Below are 18,530 nucleotides of genomic sequence, written 5' to 3'. Positions count from 1 at the left end.
AGGCGCCTCAGGCGGCCCCCCGCGCATCGGTTTCGCCGCCGGCTTCCACGAAGGCCTTCAGCTCGTCGAGGGAATCGAAGCTGAAGCGTCCACGCGGCGTCTCCGCTTCGATGGAACCGTTGGCGTACATCACGTACGTGTTGCCGCCGGACGCATAGGTTCCGACGATCTCCGGTTTGTCCTCGACGGCGGGCGTTTCGGGCACCGGCGCGGGCTCGGGGGTGATGTCGGCCATCGTATCCAGGGTCGGATACAGACGGACCGGCTCCCCCGGGGCGTCGGTGCCGGTGTCGAACAGGGCCATGGCGCGATGATCCTCCGGCGGAGCGGCCTGCGCCGCGACCGATTCGGGTTCGTCAGAGCGGGGCTCGGCAGGCGAGATCTCGGCAGAAGAAGTCTCGGCAAACGTTGGCTCGGGAGCGAGGGGCCGCACCTCGGCGCTCGGCGCCTGCGCGTCCAGCGGCGGCAGGAGATCGGGTAGCAGCGGCTCCACGGTCTCTGGGGGCGGCGGGGCAGGAAGGTCGATGTCGGGCGGGAGAACGAAGGTCGGCTCCGGCCCGCGACCATGGGGCCCCGCGCCGAATTTCGCCTGGTCCGGTTCGGCGGCAGCGAGTGCCTGGGCTCCGAGGCCGGCGGCCCCGAGACCCAATCCACCCATGGCCATGCCGCCCATGCCGAATTCGCGGCTTTCGGGGCCACCGAGGCTCGGACGCTGGCGCATCGGCCTTTCGCCGAGGGCCGGCATGGCAAACGCCGGTTCGGAGACCTCGGGCTCGGGTGGGCGTGCCGCGAGACTCTCGACCGGGGGCGTCGCGGCCCGCACCTCGCCCAGGCGCCGCCCGAGGCCGCGCAGGTGGCTCGCCACCGTGGCGAGGCCCAGAACCACCGCCCCCGCAGACGCGGTGGTCGCGCCGGCGACGGTCATCGCCATACCGCTCTCGAGGCGCACGAAGGGAAACCCCTGAACGACCGATGCAACACCACCGACGATCATCAGGACGGCAAGCGCGAACAGCGCAATGATCATGGAACTCTCGAAAAACGCCCGCACCCGGAGTGCGGCGCGCACAGTAAGGCCCTGCCGGCCTTTTGCAAAATCGAAACCCCGGACACAGGCCATGGGCCGCTCGGGCGTTGCCGCCGTGTCGGCATCCACTTAGGTATCGGCGCGTTGGGTGTGCGGATGGCCGGCGGATCGTCCTGCCTGCCTTCGCATTCCCTGACGTAACGACCCGGAGATTTGCCGATGACCTTCACCCTGCCCGAACTGCCTTACGCCTATGACGCGCTCGGCCCCTACATGTCGAAGGAAACCCTCGAGTTCCACCACGACAAGCACCACAAGGCCTATGTCGACACGGGCAACAAGCTGCTCGAAGGTACGGGTCTCGAAGGCAAGAGCGTCGAGGAGGTTCTGACCTCCGCCTACGGCAACAACCAGCCGCTGTTCAACAACGCCGGTCAGCACTACAACCACATCCACTTCTGGCAGTGGATGAAGCCCAATGGCGGCGGTGCCGTGCCGGGTGCCCTTGCAAAGAAGATCGACGAGGATCTCGGCGGCTTCGAGAAGTTCAAGGCTGACTTCATCCAGGCCGGGATCGGTCAGTTCGGCTCGGGCTGGGCCTGGCTCGCGGTCAAGGACGGCAAGCTCGAGATCCAGAAGACCCCCAACGGCGAGAACCCCCTGGTGCACGGCGCGAAGCCGATCCTCGGCGTCGATGTCTGGGAGCATTCCTACTACATCGACTATCGCAACCGCCGGCCCGACTACCTCAAGGCGTTCATCGAGAATCTGGTGAACTGGGAGCACGTGGAGAAGATGTACGGCGAGGCCATCGCCTGATCGTTTCTTGACTGCGCGCCGCGAGCCATCGAGGCTCGTGGCGCCTCTTTCGGTTCGCGCCTCGACACGCGGCCATTCCCCACGAAGGCAGCCCGCCCCCACAAGAGGGGCCGAGCGCCCCGAAGAGCAACATCCTTTCTCGTCTCCCCGATTGTCTCCATGATCCGCTCCATCCTCTCCGTCGGCGGCTGGACGCTGGTGTCACGGGTCACCGGGTTCGCCCGCGACGTGGTGATGGCGGCGATCCTTGGAGCGGGTCCCATCGCCGACGCGTTCGTGGTGGCGTTCCGGCTGCCGAACCACTTCCGTGCGATCTTCGGCGAGGGTGCGTTCAACACCGCCTTCGTGCCGACCTACGCCGGCCTGTCCGAGGCCGCCGAGGCGGGGGCGGCCCGGCGCTTCGCCGACCGTATCTTCACCCTGATGCTGCTGGTCCAGGTCGTGTTCCTGGCCCTCGCGATGCCGGCGATGCCGTGGGTGGTCAGGGCCCTGGCACCGGGATTCTCCGAGGATCCCGAGCGCTTCGCCCTGGCCGTCTCGCTCACACGGATCACGTTCCCCTACCTGCTGTTCATGACCCTGGTGACGCTGTTCTCCGGCCTGCTCAATGCGCAGCGGCGCTTTGCGGTGGCGGCGGGCGCGCCTGTGCTGCTCAACCTGTCGATGTTGGTGGCGTTCAGTCTGGCGTTCCTGTTCCCGAACGCGGCCTACGCCGCCGCCTGGGGCGTGTCGGTCTCCGGCGTGCTGCAATTCGCCCTGCTGTGGTGGGCATGCCGACGCTCCGGCATCGCGCCCTCCCTCGTGCCACCGAGCCTGCGCGACCCCACCATGACGCGGTTTTTCAAGGTCCTGGGTCCGGCAGTGATCGGTTCGGCCGGGTTCCAGATCGCGTCCTTTGCGGACACCATCATCGCGAGCTTCCTCCCCACCGGCGCAGTCTCGGCGCTCTGGTATGCCGACCGTCTCTACCAGCTGCCCTTCGGGGTCATCGCCATCGCGGCCGGCACCGTGCTGCTGCCGGAGATGAGCCGGCGAATCGCCGCCGGTGACGCGGCGGGCGCGCATGCGGCGCAGAACCGGGCGGCTGGTTTCTCGCTCGCCCTATCGGCTCCCTTCACCATCGCGTTCCTGACCTTGCCGGGTCTGATCATGGTGGCCCTGTTCCAGCGTGGCGCGTTCGGTGCCGAGGATGCGGCACGCGCCGCTTCGGTGCTCGCCGCCTATGGGCTGGCGCTCCCAGCCGTGGTGCTCCTGCGCAGCGCCCTGCCGAGTTTCTACGCCCGCCAGGACACGATGACGCCCCTCATCGCCTCGCTCTCGGCCATCGCGATCAATGTCGGATTCAAGGTCGTGCTCACGGGCCCTTACGGCGTCACCGGTCTGGCGCTCGCCACCGCCATCGGGCAGTGGGTCAATCTCGCGATTCTGGTGGTGCTCGCCTGGCGGCGCGGCTGGATGGCACCGAGCCGGGGGCTCGGCATTACCCTCGTCGGCGTCACCATCGCGTGCGCCGCTCTGGCCGTCGTCGCCCGCTATGGACTGTCGGTGGTCGAGGGTGTGGTGCCGGCTCTGCCGCATCTGCGCGAAATCGTAGTCCTCGGTGTGCTCGGCACCGCAGGAGCCATCGTCTATGGACTGATCCTCCTCGCGACCCTTCGGGTGTTCGGCCTGCGCCTGCGCAGGGCTTGACGATCCGGAGTGCGGCGCACCTGCGACGAGGGAGATCCGATGCCGCGGTAGAATGAGCTTACAGACTCGGACGGGCTCCGGATTGCGCGCCTCGGGCAGGCAATCGAACGAGCGCGGAACCCGGCCGATGAGCAAGGACGCCCCCGGGAATTGAGTCGCATCGGCGCTGCCCTCGACGACCCTAGATCGAACCGATGCATCGTACCTTCACCATGACCCGGGCCGCCGGGCTCGAGCGCCTCTCCGATTTCCTCGAAGGCCCCGGCGCCGCATACTCTGCGGACCGCAACACCGACCGGGGGCTGGGCAACGGGCCGAGCACATCGATGCTCTCGCCCTATCTGCGCCGGCGCCTGATCACGGAGGCGGAAGTCGTGGCCGCCGCGGATCGGGCGTTCGGCGATGGCGGAGCGGAGAAGTTCGTCTCCGAGGTCTCCTGGCGAACCTACTTCAAGGGACATCTGGAGACCCACCCGGCGGCCTGGACGGACTTCCTCGCCGAGGTCGGACACGGGCATGAACTGCTCGCCGCCGAACCCGGACTGCGCCGCATCCACGAATCGGCCATTGAGGGCCGAGCCGGCATCGACGGGTTCGATGATTGGGCGCGCGAACTCGTCGAGACCGGCTGGCTGCACAATCACGCCCGAATGTGGTTCGCCTCGATCTGGATCTTCACCCTGCGCCTGCCCTGGGCGCTCGGGGCCGCATTCTTCATGCGACACCTCGTCGATGGCGATCCGGCCAGCAACACGCTGTCCTGGCGCTGGGTCGCTGGCCTGCACACCCGCGGCAAGCACTACGTCGCCCGTGCGGAGAACATCCGACGCTACACGGAGGGACGCTTCGACCCCGTCGGTCTCGACGAATACCCGGACGCCCTCGACGAGCCGATGCCGCCGCGGGAGGTGGCGTTGCTGCAGGCAGATCCGATGCCGGAAGGCGATGTCGCGCTGCTCCTGCACCTCGACGATCTCCACCCGGAGAGCCTGCCGCTCCGCGGGACGAAGATCGTCCGGATCGGAGGTCTGATCGTTCATGCCCAGGGTGCGTCCGATCGTGTCAAGGCCGCGGACGAGGCCGCGATGGCGGATGCCTTGGCCCGGGCGGCGGCGCATTTCGCGTGCCCGGCGGCCCCGGTCGGGAACGGCTGGGCGGACGGCCTGCCGGTGGTGACGGCCTGGGCTCCGGTCGGACCATCGGCGACGGCGATGCCGGATGGGTGCTTACGCGTGCGGCGAGCCTGGGACGATGCGGCGTGGCCGAAATCCACGCGCGGCTATTCCCGTCTCCGCTCGGCGATCCCGGCCCTGCGCGGCGCCTGACTTCGCATTCTCCGCCGTGTCGCCTCGCGATGAGCAAACCACTCCCGATCGGTCTCAGGCCCCCGGATCGTCAAGACGGAAGACGGAAGACGGAAACGATGCATCAGCGGGGACCCGTGGCGCTTGTCCGGAGGTGCCCGTCCGCAGATCCAGCAAAGTGAGCACCGAAGCGAAACCCAGGAGCGACGTCCCGCCGGTCACCGGCTGTGCGGGCGCGTCCCGCGGGCGGACTGGTGCGAGCGGCGGCGGTGCGCCCGGGACGATCCGTCACCCCACGGGCGTCGGCGGAACGGACTGCCGGGGAACGTCCATGACCGTTCAGGGCTCGCCCGTGCCGGTATCGGCCAGCGGGGCGATCGTCTAAATGTCTCTCGCGAAACTCCCGCTGCACCGGGGCGCACAGAGCGAGCGCTGGCGGTGATCGGGAGTTTTGTGAGGCCTCTGAGCCGTCGCTTCGCGAACTTCCCTCGATTCTCACTGGCCGGGCGCGGCTGGGGTGCGCGGAGGCGGACCCTCTCTCGCTCTCGGCCGTTGCGTTTGGGCGTGGCGGTTGCGGCGCTGTTCCCACGGAAGCGGACGGCATGGACATCGAGAACGAGCGCCTACGCACCGAGAACCGCGAACTCCAGGCCGAGATCGCGCGGCTGCGCGAGCGGAACATCTCGCATGTGCGTCGACCGGAGAGCGGTCAGCAGACGTCCGCGGCGGATGTCGACCTCCTGTTCACGGCTGCGGAGAAGACCCGCATGCCCCAGATCGTCACCGACCCCAACCAGCCCGACAATCCCATCGTTTTCGCCAATCGGGCTTTCCAGGATCTGTGCGGCTACTCGGCCGAGGAATTGATCGGCCGCAACTGCAGGTTCCTGCAGGGACCGGACACCGATCCGGCCGATATCGCGCGCGTTCGCGACGCCATCTCGGCCCGCCGCGATGTGGTGGTCGAGATCCTGAATTACCGCCGTGACGGTTCGACGTTCCGCAACGAACTCTACGTCAGCCCGGTCTTCACCCCGGAGGGCCAGCTACGGTACTTCTTCGCCAGCCAGCTCGATGTCACCCGGTTCCGGACCGAGGAGGGCATGCTCGCCGAGAGCGAGGCGCGCTACCGGACCCTGTTCAACGCCCTCGACGCCGGCTTCTGCGTGATCGAGATGCGTTTCGACGCGGAGGGAAAGGCCATCGATTACCGCTTCGTCGAGGCGAACCCTGCTTTCGCCCGTCATACCGGGCTCGACGACGTGGTGGGCAAGTGGGTGAGCGAGGTGGTGCCGGACCTCGAACGGACCTGGCTCGACACCTACGGGGCCGTTGCCCTATCGGGGCAGGCCGTCCGGTTCGAGAGCGGGGTCGTGGCGCTGGGGCGCTGGTTCGAGGTGCAGGCCCTGCGCATCGGCGAGCCTGTCCAGCACCGGCTCGCCTTGCTGTTCAACGACGTCACCGACCGCCGCCTCGCGGAGGGCGTCCTGCGGGATACCGCCCGCGAACGGACCACGGAACGCGATCTCGTGTGGCGTGCCAGCCGCGATCTGCTCGTGGTCTGCGGTTTCGATGGCATCTACCGTGCGGTCAATCCGGCCTGGACCGAGATGCTCGGCTGGTCCGAGGGTGACCTCGTGGATACGTCCTTCGACGACTACGTCTACCCCGACGACAAGGAGGCGGCCGCGGCGGCCTTCGCACAGCTTCGCGCCGGCGAGGTTCTCGACAACCTCGATGTACGGATCCGGGCGGCGGATGGCAGCTATCGCTGGGTGTCGTGGAACGCGATCCCCCAAGGCGATCACTTCTATGCAGCCGGTCGCGACGTCACCGAGCGTCGCGCCCTGGAAGAGCAGCTCCGTCAGTCCCAGAAGCTGGAGGCCGTGGGTCAGCTCACGGGCGGCGTCGCGCACGACTTCAACAATCTGCTGACGGTGATCCGGTCCTCGACCGACCTCCTGAAGCGTCCGGACCTGTCCGAGGAACGCCGGCAGCGCTACATCGGAGCCATCTCCGACACGGTCACGCGCGCCGCCAAGCTCACGGGCCAGCTCCTCGCCTTCGCGCGGCGTCAGGCCCTGACGCCGGAGGTGTTCGACGTCGGCCGCAGCGTCGCTTCCGTCGCCGACATGGTCGGAACCCTGACGGGTGCGCGCATCCGGGTCGTCACCAACGTCACCCCGGTCCGGAACGCCGAGGGCGAGGACGTCCCCCACCTCATCGATGCCGACCCGAGCCAGTTCGATACGGCCCTGGTCAACATGGCCATCAATGCACGCGATGCCATGGGCGGCGAGGGTCGCCTCGATATCGGCGTGCGGCGCGCCTCCGGCATTCCGGCGGTCCGGGCTCACCCGCGCATCCCGGGCGACTTCGTCGCGGTGTCGGTCCGCGACACGGGAACCGGAATCGCTGAGGGCGACCTCGACCGGATCTTCGAGCCGTTCTTCACCACCAAGGGCGTCGGCCAGGGCACAGGTCTCGGCTTGTCCCAGGTGTTCGGTTTCGCCAAGCAGTCGGGTGGCGAAGTTCTGGTCGAAAGCGCGCCCGGCAGCGGCACCACCTTCACCCTCTACCTGCCCCGCGCGATGGGGCGGCACATGGCCGAAGAGACGGACGACGAGCCCGAGCCCCTCGCCGACGGCCATGGGACGCGGGTTCTCGTGGTCGAGGACAACGAGGAGGTCGGCGCTTTCGCCACCCAGGCCTTGCGCGAACTCGGCTACGAGACCGCCTGGGCGATGAACGCCGAGAAGGCCCTGGAGATGCTGCAGGCCCCCCCGGGCTTCGACGTGATCTTTTCCGATGTCGTGATGCCGGGGATGAACGGCATCGATATGGCCCGCGAGATCCGGCATCGCCATCCGGGAATGCCGGTGGTGCTCGCGTCTGGCTACAGCCATGTCCTGGCCGAGGAGGGCACACACGGCTTCCCGTTCTTGAAGAAGCCCTATTCGGTGGAGGATCTGTCGCGAATCCTGCGGCGGGCCGTGAGCCGGGCGGCCACGGGAGCTTCGCGGCAGCGACGCTGATCGCGCCGCTCGCTCGAGGCATTCGGGCTCGAAGGAGAAGGCAAGCGCTCGGTTCGGCCTTCGACGATCGACCGTAGAGCCCGCGTCGCCGCGTACCCGAAGACCGCGCGCGTCAGCCTGTCCTGGTGGTTGAGCCCTGACGGTTGAGTCCGTTCGGGGGGGCGGTTGCGGGATAAGACGCGGTCGACGCGCATCCCGCCGCTGGGGCCGGAGGTGGCGGCGCGCGTGGTGGCTCTGACGCAAGGCGATCCGCCCGGCGCGACCACGCATTGGACGGCCGCTGCCATGAGCAAGGTCGCGGCCATCAGCGTTTCGTCGGTGCAGTGGATGCTGGAGCGGGCACGGTCTGCAGCCGCATCGGGTCCGGTAGTTCAAGCTCTCCACCGATCCGGCCTTCGCCGCCAAGTTGCGTGACGTCGTTGGGCTCTACGTCGACCCGCCCGCCCGCAGGACCCGTTGCCGATGAAGCCGGGCAAGCCGACGACCCGCACCCACGACTACAAGCGCCACCGCAGGAGTTTATCCGCTTCCTCAATGCAGTCGAGGCGGCGGAAACGGCGGGCAAGATCGTCAACGCGATCCTAAACAACTATGCCGTTTGGCTGGACACCAATGGCGTTGGCGATGCAGATGGCCCCGCTCGTGGCGATGTTGACGAGGCTGGCACCGCCGAAATTCACGCCTCCGCCGGTAATCGTCTAGCTCTGAGCAACGGTGCTGAAAGTCCAGCTATCCGGCGTGATCGGGCCGACCCGTACGTTGATGGCGGTGGCGCCCGTGTCGGTGAAAACGGCAGACCGGCCCGCTTCGATCGGAGCCGTCCCGTTATTCCGATTGGGTCCGGGGCTGTAATCGCCGGTCGTCGTGGTGGCGCCTGTGCCCTCTCCAAATCGACGATTGCGCGTGGGCCATGCCGGTCCCGACGGCGAGGGACGCGGACCACCAGCCCGGAACGGGCGAGCACGCCACGCGCCCGGACGGCCAACACCGCAACCGCCCGTAGGGTCTCCCGCAATTGCCGCCGCCCGATCCGCACCGCCGGGCGCACCTTCCGGATGCGCAGGGGGTTCAGCCGGGCGACGAGGGCGGCCGGAGTCTCGACGGCGAGGGCCAGCCAGCGGGCGATCCGCTCGCGCAGGAGCGTCGCGGCCACGGGCGGCACCGTCGGGGTCTGGCACGGCTGAACGCTAAACCCGACAAGGGTTGTCGAGGCCAGCAGGAGATCGCGCGCCCGGAGGCGGGCCGATCCGACCGTGATGTTGCTGCCTGTCATAACCCGACCCTTGACGCCAGACCGATCCCGTCGGTCCCGTCCGACGGGAGGTTCGGCGCACTTAACCTCCGCTGGCAGCGGATGGCGCGCTATTGCCGATTGTCTGAGCGTTCCGATTTTCCGGATTGCCCATCCAGTTCATCACACGATCGAGAGTAGGTCGGTCAAGCGAGCCCGCCGGTCTTCGGCATCCCTGAGCTTTGCGGCCCGTCTCGGTGCGAAAGCTTGGCTACGCTCGGCACGATCCAACGGCGGTGGGATGTGGGCTAGCCCCTGGGCGCCACAGCGCATCTGCAGGCGCAGCGAAGCGTGGGCCGATCTGGCTGGACTCCCGGTTGCGGTCGGCTGGGCAGGAAGCCTCGGCCGAGATGAGCCTTAGGCGAATCAATCTGAGGTTGCCGTTGGGAAGGGTATACCTGGAACTGAAGTGACGACCGTTACTGCATAAATATTGAGTAACGAATCGGGGTGTACATATTCTGCGATAGCTATCCAGTCTGAAATTTGGTGTCGGAAGCAGATCGTTGCCCGAAAATCCCAACAGATCGATCGAGCGCCAGCGGGCGCCCCGGAACACAACGAACTGGATTGGCCTCATTCGGACCCCCGATGGGGCTGAGACGCCCTGTACGGTGAAGGATGTTTCAAGCACGGGCGCCAAGATCGGCGTGCCGGCGCACATCGAGCTTCCGAACGATTTCATGCTGAAGATCATCGGCATGGACTACGTCTGCTCGGTCAAGCTCGCGTGGCGCGCCGGAAGCCTTGCGGGCGTGCGGATCCTCCAACTCGCCAAGTTGCCCCCGAAGCCGCTGACGCCGCAGCAGCAGGCCGAGGCCGCCGACCGGGCGCCGCATCAGTCCTTGGGAACCCGGCGCGGTCTGCGTCGTGGTTGAGGCCATCGGCACGGCGCCGGCCGACCGCGCGAAGCGCGTCCTCTGGGTCACGGACGATCCGGGCCGCAACGCCGCGCTGATCCCCCAGCTCGCGCCGGCTTTGGCCTGCCGGATGCACGATCTCTACGCCGATCCGGCTCCGGCTGAGCCGTATGCGACGTTGATCTGCGACGTCGTCGATCTCGATGAAGGCGCCATGATCCGCCTGCGCGCCCTGCGCGCCCTCTCGCGGATCAAAGGGCCGCTGATCGTCGTTCAGACACACGAAAGCCGCCGTACCCGCCTCCAGGCCGTCGAGTTGGGGTCCACGCACATCCTGCCGGCCCCCGTCGACGTGCAGCGCATTCGCGCCGCCCTCGGGGTGGCGGAAGCGCCGCCGACGCCGCTCGCTCCGCATGTCGCCGCACAGGCGGCACGGGTCAGCGCGTTCTACACCGACGTGTTCGTCGCCGATCGCCCGATCACGCCGACCCTGATCGACAACGGCACGGAGCTCGTCGCGCGCGCGATCGGGGAGACCGGCATCCGGGACTGGATCGGGGCGATGCACCGCTTCGACGACGCCACCCACCAGCACTGCCTGCTGGTTGCCGGCGTCGCGGCGGCCTTCGCCACGCATCTCGGCTTCGGCGCCCACGAGCGGCACCGCCTGACCAAGGCCGCACTCGTGCACGATGTCGGCAAGATCCACGTGCCACCCGCGATCCTTAACAAGCCCGGCCGCCTCGACGACGCCGAGTTGGCGGTGATGCGGCTCCACCCCGGGCAGGGGCACGCCATGCTCGCCGGGGAGGGGTTCGAAGCGGAGATGTTGAGCGTGGTGGGCTCACATCACGAATTGCTGGACGGGTCGGGCTACCCGGACGGGCTGAAGGATGCGGAGATCCCCGACCTGGTGCGCCTGATCACGGTCTGCGACATCTACGCGGCGCTGATCGAGCGGCGGTCCTACAAGCCGCCGATGCCGGCGGCAAAGGCCTACGCGATCCTGACGGAGATGGACGGGCGCCTGGACCCCGTGCTGGTGCGGGCGTTCGCGCCCATCGCCGGCGGGTTCACCGACTGATCGGGCGGTCGATCCCGCGCCCACCCCGCAGGTGCATGGCCTCGGCGAAGTGGATGCAGGCGGTGGCATCAGCGGGAAAAGCCGTTGTGCTGGAAAGCCGCCATCGCGGTGGCGACACGCGTTTCAGTCGAGGTTTTCCCGCTGGACGGCTCGGTCCCTAAACGTCTCATGCCATTGCGGATTCCGGCATTGACTGTACGTCCCGGGTTCGGTGTGTGTCCCATACGTTGTCTGCGCGTCGACTTGTTCGGTCGTCCCGGGGAGATCCATGCGATGTAAGGCGTTGACGATGCGAGGCCTGGACATTGGTCTTCAGGGCGGGCGCCCCGGCACTCGCCATCGTCATGCGCGTCGCCTCGGCAAAGGAAGCGCGGGCATGTGATGGGCTTCCGATGGGTTCGACGCTCGGCATGCCACTCATACTGGGCGGAACGCGCGTTGTGTTCCACATATAGCCCGAGAACAGCCGTTGCCGATCACGACATGGACTGCCGTAGTACTCCCCCCAAAGGCTCCCTGCCGGCTCGAACCGTTCCGCAGCTGGACCAAGCGATATCGTCCCCGTTCAGCACGAACGTCAGTGGATCAACCACTGTCCGACAAGCACCAGGGTCGCCGAATAGACGGCCTTGTGATCCTCATCACTCACCAGAATCGTATAGGCGAGCCGATCATTGCTGTTGCAGGCCTGCTCGCGCGCGATTTCGGGCAGGACTCGCATCGCTTGCGATTTCACCTCGTCCAGGCTGGAGCACTCGATGCCGACCGCATCGAAATGTGATGTGCCATCGTGAATGTCGAAATAGTACAAGGCCACAGATTCACTCCGCGCTTGTCTGGCGAGAGCAATTTTCGCTCTCGCACGCTGCGTCTCAAGTATCGAGACGGGCTGGGGCTATAGCTAGTCAGGTCATTTTCCGGTGGCTACTGATCTTATGTGCGACCGGGTAACAGGCGGGTACGCTTTGTTCGGCCTAGGCCGCATGCCTGCTCTTGATGCCCATCACCGTGTAGCAGGTCCGGTTGCGGCCGTTCGCCTTCGCTTCGTAAAGGGCTGCGTCGGCCAGACCGAACAGGTCTTCGGGCGTACCGCCCTTCCATGGCAGGCTGAAGGCGAGGCCGATGCTCACGGTGACCGGTCCGACATCGACGCCATCAGCCCAGACGACGAGCTCGCCGACTGCCGCGTGTACCCGGTCGGCGATCCAGGCGGCTCCCTCCGGTTCGATGTCCGCCAGGAGTATGGAGAATTCCTCGCCACCGACGCGGGCGACGAGATCGTTCGGGCGACGTGCGCTCCGCTCCAGGGCGCGGGCGAGCGCCTGCAGAACTCGATCGCCGACGGCGTGCCCGTAACGGTCGTTGTAGCGCTTGAAGTGATCGGCATCGATGGCGAGCAAGGCCACAGCGCCGCCGCGACGGCGCGCCTCGTCCCAGATCCGTTCCGACGACTCCTCGAAGCTGCGCCGGTTGTGCAGCGCCGTGAGCGCATCGGTGCGGGAAAGGCAGGCCAACTCGGCTTCCGCGGCAGCGCGGCGCCTGAGTTCCCATCCGACCAGGAGCGACAGCCCGACCGTGAGGCCGCACAGGACCAGTACGAGGGCGCCGATCACAAGAGCCTTCGCCCGCCACTCGCCCTCTATTTCCTGCGTGTGGAGGGCGACGTTCAGGATCAGCGGTAAGTCGGCCACCTGCGTGAAGGTGTACAATCGCTCGAGCCCGTCGCTCGGGGTGATGCCGACGAAGCTTCCGCGAACCTCGCGCAGGAAGCGTTGGACGTTCGGCGAATCCGCGAAGTTCGGGGCGAGCACCGAATTGGGCTCGGGATGGCGCACGAGGCGCGTGCCGTCGTGCAGGAACAGGTTGATCGTCCCTGCCCGTCCGAGTTTGATCCGGTCGAACAGGCGGTTGAAGTAGTGCAGCGACAGGCTGCCGAGCACGACGCCGCCGAAGGAGCCGTCGGCCTTGTCGATCCGCCGGCTGAGCACGACGATCGGTGTGCCGCTGAGCTGTGAGATCAGCGGCCGGCTGATCTGGAGGCCCAGGTGGGGGTTGGCCTTGTGGGCCTGGAAGTAGGGGCGTTCGGCGCTGTTGAGGCGGCGCACTGGCCAACTCGCGGCGTCGAAGGCCACATCGCCGTTCTCGTCGAGCACCAGCATCACGCCGAGGTCCTTGGCATTGACGGCGCGGTCGAACAGGATGCGTTGGCGGAACTGCGGCGCGATCTCGCTCAAGCCCGGCAGCTTGAGATTGTCGACGATGCCGAGCAACGCCAAGTCGATGATCTCGATGTTGCGATCGATGTCGCGCTCGATCACCTGCAGCAGGTTTCGGGAGGTTTGCTCCGCCTTGTCCCAAGCGTCCTGACGAAGTTCCATCAGCATCACGACGCAGACGCCGAGCATGCCGAGAGGTGCCAGGATCCCGAGCCCGATCCAGACCCGGGCGGACCGGAAACCGGGTGCGACGGTTGCTGCCACCGGCTTGACCACCCGCGCAATCGCGGGAGCGATCCGCGTTGTCATGCCGGCGATCTGCGGCATCCGGCCCATCGGCAAGTCCTCGTGTGGTGGTCTTACAGGAACATCGCGTCGACGGCGTCCTGGCTGACGGCAGCCGTGCCGGGCAGTGCGGGACCGTTCAGCAGCGATTGTTCTTCATCCGGCCTAGCGCCGACCGCCTTGCGGGCTGCCGGTCTGGCCGACCCCGTCGTCCCGGCTTGACCCGTCCAGAGGCGCCGCATCTCACCGACCCGCTCCTCGACATAGGCGATGGTGCGAACGACCTTCGAGATCCGCTGCCCCGTGAGATCCTGAAAATTGCAGGCCTCGAAGATGGCCTGCATCTGGCGCTGGATGGCCTCGGCGTCCGCCCGGGTCGCAACGTCCTGCGTCCGTCTGGCTATCCCACGGGCGAGGCCGTCCACGGTCTCGGAGGCGGTGAGGATGCTGTCGGTGGCCTGCTCCGTGCCGAGAACCACGGCTTGCAGTTCGTCGCAGGCTCGCCCGGCCTCATGCTCCTGTTGCAGTTCGGCGATTTCCCGGTGAGTGCGCACGATGGCTTCGGAAATGGAAACCAGATGTTGCTGCAGGCGAGCGGTACGATCGTCGAGGACGGGCTTGCTGCTGATCATTGGGTCGATCGCTACTCGCTGGTGGTGCGCCACCATCGATAACCTATAGTTGTTAAACAAATCGGAATTGAACCCTGTTCTCCATTGTTCGGTGATTGATGGGATATTTCAGGATGAGTTTGTGTTTGCGGCTGACCGAAGACGCTGTGTCGGAAAAAGCAATCACCCTCACGATTGCTGCAATATCTTAGTATTGAACCAAAAATCGTTTCTCTGTCTCCGCCCGATCGAATGCCCCACGGCCAAGTCGGCGTGGGCTCGGTGTATCCCCCACACAGCCTGCCCCGGCTGATGACGTCGTCGATGAGTGCGACAAGGCGGATAATCACATCATTGTCCGTCTCGCAGCCGGTCGGACCGGCTCCTACGCTCGCGTTCGTTCGAGGAAGCGCGAGCCGAACCAGGATCGAGACTGGCGGAGATCGAGACGTGCGGTCCTTGTGGAAATCGTCCGTCGAGCGGCGACCTACGCGATGAGGGATCCCGACGGTCGGACCTTTCGACGATGCCGGCCGGATCGAATAGGGTCACGTCGCGATCCGGCTGGATGGGAACGACGAAAGCAGCGGGCTCTTGCCCGTGATGCCTCGACGGCTCGGGCATCGCTTGTCCGGACCTCGACGAACGGGGGTGTGGATTCCTCCGGTCCGACTCGTCACGGAACAGATCGGAACCGAACATCCGGCGTCCGGTCGTCCGTCGAGATCGGTGCCTTTGCGAGAGTATGGAGCGATCGCGTTCCAGCAACGAACGGGCCGGCTGCGGTCCCAGTCCGAAGCCTACTTGAACACCTGGATCATCGCCGGGGTGAGGATCACCACGAACAGCACCGGCAGGAAGAACAGGATCATCGGCACGGTGAGCTTCGGCGGCAGGGCCGCGGCTTTCTTCTCGGCCTCGTTCATCCGGGTGTCGCGGCTCTCCTGGGAGAGCACACGCAGGGCCTGGCCGACGGGCGTGCCGTAGCGCTCGGCCTGGATGAGGGCGGTGGTCACCGCCTTGACCGGGTCGAGGCCCGTGCGATTGGCGAGATTCTCGAAGGCTTGGCGCCGGTCGGGCAGGAACGACAGTTCGGCGGTCATCACCGCGAGTTCCTCGGCGAGCACGATGGACTGGGTCGCGATCTCCGTGCTCACCCGTCGGAAAGCGTGCTCGACCGACATGCCGGATTCGACACAGATCAGGCTGAGGTCGAGGGCGTCGGGCCAGGCCTTCCGGATCTCGGTCTGGCGCTTCTTGGTGGCGTTGTGGAGGTAGAGCTCGGGCATCTTGATGCCGAGAAGCACGGCGGCGATCACCATCATGGCGCGGATCGCCACGGGCTGGTCGATGACGTTGAGGACGAACAAGTAGAGGATCGACGCCACGAGCATCGCGATGGGCGTCACCATGCGGAAGAACAGGAACCCGGTCTCGGCGCCTGGGGAGCGGTAGCCGGCCATGAGGAGCTGCTGTCGCGCCGTCTCGGTTCCGAGCCAGCGGCTGAGGTTGAACTGCTCGACCACGCGCTTCATGTAGGCTTTCGGCGCCACCCGAAGGGTCGCCTTGGCGGCGGTGTTCGACAGGCGTTCGCGCTCGCGCTGGCGCAGCTCGTCGCGCTCCTCCCCGACCATCTTCATGCGCTTGCCCAGGCGATCGGGCTCGATCAGGGGCTGGAGCAGGGCGAAGGCGGTGGCTGCCGCCGCGATTCCGGCGAGCGCCATTCCGAGGAAGCGCGGATCGATGAGCTTGTGGGCGAGGACGTCCAGCATGGTTTTCAGGCTTTCGCGCGGTCGCGCTCCCGTCAGAAGTCGAAGCTGATCATCTTCTTCATGGTGAAGATGCCGAGCGACATCCAGATCGCCGAGGCGACGAGGCCGATCTTGCCGATATCCGTCGTCCACAGCAGGGCGATGTAGTCCGGGCTGGCGATGTAGGTCAGGGTCGCGACCACGAACGGCAGCGCCGCGATGATGCCGCCCGACGCCTTGGCCTCCATGCTCATCGCCTGGATCTTGCCGGCCATCTTCTTGCGTTCGCGCAGCACCCGGGAAAGGTTGGCCAGGGCCTCCGAAAGGTTGCCGCCGGATTTCGCCTGGATCCCGATGACGATGGCGAAGAAGTTCACGTCCGAGACGGGGACGCGCTCGTGCATCTTCACCAGGGCTTCGCCCAGGGACAGGCCGAGGGTCTGCGACTCGACCACGATCCGGAACTCGGAGCGGATCGGCTCCTCGGCCTCGCGCGAGATGATGCGGAAGCAGTCGCTCACGGGAATACCGGCGCGCACGCCGCGCGTGATGATGTCGATGGCGGTTGGCAACTCGGCGATGAAGCGCGCGACCCTGCGCTTGCGCCAATGGGCGAGAAACCACATCGGCAGACCGAGTCCACCCGCGAAGATCGCCGCGAGGGTCGCCGGAATGCTGCTGATGGTCAGATAGGCGACGAGGCCCAACAGGAAGGCGAGCACGCCCGAGACGACGTAGTACTGCTCCCGGCTCCAGGTCAGGCCGGCCTGGGCGATTCTGAGCTCCAGGCTGGCGCGGGTGCCGGCCTTCTTGGCCTCGATCTCCTTGAGGCTCTTCGCCACCTGCTCGCGCCGGCTGGTGGTGACCGCGCGCGCGCTCGCCCCCGGCGTCACCACGCTGATCGCCCGGCGGCGCTGGCTCGCGCGCTTCTCGCCCGTCATGAGCGGGGTCAGCATGACCCAGGCGACTGCGCCGGCGGCCAGGGCGGCGAGCCCGGCGGCGAGGGGCAGGTTGGCGTTCACGGCGTCACCGTGGGGATGCGACGGACCCCGTCGCTCAAGAACGGGTGCCTCACAGGCTGCCCTCCTCCAGTACGGCGGCGGCGTCGAGGGCCGCAGCCAGGGCCTTCTCCTCGCCGTAGTACCGCGCCCGTTCCCAGAACCGCGGCCGCCCGATACCGGTGGAGCGATGCCGCCCGATGAGCTTGCCGTTCTGATCCTCGCCGAGGATGTCGTAGAGGAGCAGATCCTGGGTGATGATCACGTCGCCCTCCATCCCCATCACCTCGGTGATGTGCGTGATGCGCCGCGAACCGTCACGCAGGCGGGTGGCCTGAACGATGATGTCGATGGAGCCGCAGATCATCTCGCGCAGGGTCCGCGACGGTAGGGTGAACCCGCCCATGGTGATCATCGATTCGAGGCGGCTCAGGGCCTCGCGGGGCGAGTTGGCGTGTAGCGTGCCCATCGAGCCGTCGTGACCGGTGTTCATGGCCTGGAGCAGATCGAAGGCCTCCGGGCCGCGAACCTCGCCGACGATGATCCGTTCCGGCCGCATGCGGAGGCAGTTCTTCACGAGATCGCGCATGGTGACCTGGCCCGAGCCCTCCATGTTGGCCGGCCGGGTCTCGAGGCGCACCACGTGGGCCTGCTGGAGCTGCAGCTCGGCCGCGTCCTCGCAGGTGATGATGCGCTCGTCGTGGTCGATGTAGGCCGTGAGGCAGTTCAGCAGGGTGGTCTTGCCCGAGCCCGTGCCGCCCGAGATGACGACGTTGCAGCGCACCCGGCCGATGATCTGCAGGATGCGCGCGCCCTCCGGCGAAATCGCCCCGAAGGTGACGAGCTGGTCGAGGGTGAGCTTGTCCTTCTTGAATTTACGGATGGTCAGCACCGGTCCGTCGATGGCCAGCGGCGGCGCGATGATATTGACGCGCGAGCCGTCCGGGAGACGCGCGTCGCAGATCGGCGAGGCCTCATCGACGCGTCGGCCGACCTGGCTGACGATCCGCTGGCAGATGTTCATGAGCTGCTGATTGTCGCGGAACCGCACGCCCGTGAGCTGGATCTTGCCGCCGACTTCGATGAAGGCCCGGTTGGCGCCGTTCACCATGATGTCGGCGATGTCGTCGCGCATCAGAAGCGGCTCGAGCGGACCGTAGCCGAGGACGTCGTTGCAGATGTCGTCGAGCAGGTCTTCCTGCTCGTTGATCGACAGGACGATGTTCTTGAGACCGATGATCTCCGAGACGATGTCGCGGATTTCCTCACGGGCGGATTCGGCATCGAGGCGAGCGAGCTGCGCCAGATCGATGGCCTCGATCAGCGCGCCGAAGATCATGCTCTTGGTGCGGAAGTAATCCTCGGATTTTGCCGCCTCGACCACGGGCTGGACGGGCACCGGCACCTCGACGCGCGGGCGCCCCGCCGGTTCCTGGTGGATCGGCTGGGTCGCGACTGGACGCGGGGCGAGGTGCATGGGGGCGACCTGAGCGGCCGCCGAGCCGTGTCGCCTACCGAACATGGGGGATGTCTCCGGTCGAGGGAGCTGGGACCGGGCGG

General features: G+C 66.8%; 13 protein-coding genes and 1 pseudogene. 7 read left to right on the top strand and 7 right to left on the bottom strand.

The window, feature by feature from the left end:
- Positions 1–7: 7 nt before the first annotated feature.
- Positions 8–1,027: a hypothetical protein gene (locus ASG60_RS09015; protein ID WP_056385118.1), complete on the bottom strand. Its 1,020-nt coding sequence runs from the start codon at positions 1,025–1,027 to the stop codon at positions 8–10.
- 219 nt (positions 1,028–1,246) lie between these two features.
- Between ASG60_RS09015 and ASG60_RS09010 the strand changes: the two genes are divergently transcribed.
- The 7 genes and pseudogenes from ASG60_RS09010 to ASG60_RS08985 all read left to right on the top strand — a co-directional run bounded on the left by ASG60_RS09010 (position 1,247) and on the right by ASG60_RS08985 (position 11,109).
- Positions 1,247–1,846, top strand: coding sequence for a superoxide dismutase (locus ASG60_RS09010; RefSeq protein WP_056170175.1), 600 nt, complete (start codon positions 1,247–1,249; stop codon positions 1,844–1,846).
- Between the two features lie 159 nt (positions 1,847–2,005).
- Positions 2,006–3,535, top strand: coding sequence for a murein biosynthesis integral membrane protein MurJ (gene murJ, locus ASG60_RS09005; RefSeq protein WP_056385116.1), 1,530 nt, complete (start codon positions 2,006–2,008; stop codon positions 3,533–3,535).
- A gap of 194 nt (positions 3,536–3,729) precedes the next feature.
- Positions 3,730–4,860: an FAD-binding domain-containing protein gene (locus tag ASG60_RS09000; protein ID WP_244476615.1), complete on the top strand. Its 1,131-nt coding sequence runs from the start codon at positions 3,730–3,732 to the stop codon at positions 4,858–4,860.
- A gap of 581 nt (positions 4,861–5,441) precedes the next feature.
- Entirely contained in the window at positions 5,442–7,874 is a 2,433-nt protein-coding gene (locus tag ASG60_RS08995; RefSeq protein ID WP_056385115.1) for a PAS domain S-box protein, read from the top strand.
- A gap of 219 nt (positions 7,875–8,093) precedes the next feature.
- A pseudogene (locus tag ASG60_RS23425) lies at positions 8,094–8,470 on the top strand (IS630 family transposase); the annotation flags it as partial.
- Between the two features lie 1,309 nt (positions 8,471–9,779).
- Complete coding sequence (locus ASG60_RS08990) at positions 9,780–10,043, top strand: hypothetical protein (RefSeq protein WP_056385113.1); 264 nt, start codon at positions 9,780–9,782, stop codon at positions 10,041–10,043.
- Positions 10,036–11,109 carry an HD domain-containing phosphohydrolase gene (locus ASG60_RS08985; protein ID WP_244476614.1) on the top strand — a complete coding sequence of 358 codons (1,074 nt, stop codon included), beginning with the start codon at positions 10,036–10,038 and terminating at the stop codon, positions 11,107–11,109. The genes ASG60_RS08990 and ASG60_RS08985 overlap by 8 nt, the downstream gene beginning before the upstream one ends.
- Positions 11,110–11,686: 577 nt before the next feature.
- On the opposite strand, the gene ASG60_RS08980 is transcribed toward ASG60_RS08985, so the two are convergent.
- The 6 genes from ASG60_RS08980 to ASG60_RS08955 all read right to left on the bottom strand — a co-directional run bounded on the left by ASG60_RS08980 (position 11,687) and on the right by ASG60_RS08955 (position 18,492).
- Positions 11,687–11,926: a hypothetical protein gene (locus tag ASG60_RS08980; protein ID WP_056385111.1), complete on the bottom strand. Its 240-nt coding sequence runs from the start codon at positions 11,924–11,926 to the stop codon at positions 11,687–11,689.
- Between the two features lie 157 nt (positions 11,927–12,083).
- Positions 12,084–13,652, bottom strand: a complete 1,569-nt coding sequence (locus tag ASG60_RS08975) for a sensor domain-containing diguanylate cyclase (RefSeq protein ID WP_244476613.1) — start codon at positions 13,650–13,652, stop codon at positions 12,084–12,086.
- A gap of 32 nt (positions 13,653–13,684) precedes the next feature.
- Positions 13,685–14,278, bottom strand: a complete 594-nt coding sequence (locus tag ASG60_RS08970; RefSeq protein ID WP_244476612.1) for a protein phosphatase CheZ — start codon at positions 14,276–14,278, stop codon at positions 13,685–13,687.
- Positions 14,279–15,021: 743 nt separating this feature from the next.
- A complete protein-coding gene (locus ASG60_RS08965; RefSeq protein WP_056170156.1) occupies positions 15,022–15,993 on the bottom strand; it encodes a type II secretion system F family protein in 972 nt (323 codons plus the stop codon).
- A 32-nt stretch (positions 15,994–16,025) separates the two neighbouring features.
- Complete coding sequence (locus ASG60_RS08960) at positions 16,026–16,994, bottom strand: type II secretion system F family protein (RefSeq protein WP_056170153.1); 969 nt, start codon at positions 16,992–16,994, stop codon at positions 16,026–16,028.
- 49 nt (positions 16,995–17,043) lie between these two features.
- Positions 17,044–18,492, bottom strand: coding sequence for a CpaF family protein (locus ASG60_RS08955; protein ID WP_056170152.1), 1,449 nt, complete (start codon positions 18,490–18,492; stop codon positions 17,044–17,046).
- Positions 18,493–18,530: the final 38 nt, after the last annotated feature.

Source organism: Methylobacterium sp. Leaf469 (assembly GCF_001424745.1).
In the GTDB taxonomy this organism is placed as follows: domain Bacteria; phylum Pseudomonadota; class Alphaproteobacteria; order Rhizobiales; family Beijerinckiaceae; genus Methylobacterium.
This window is presented reverse-complemented; position numbering and strand designations above follow the sequence as displayed.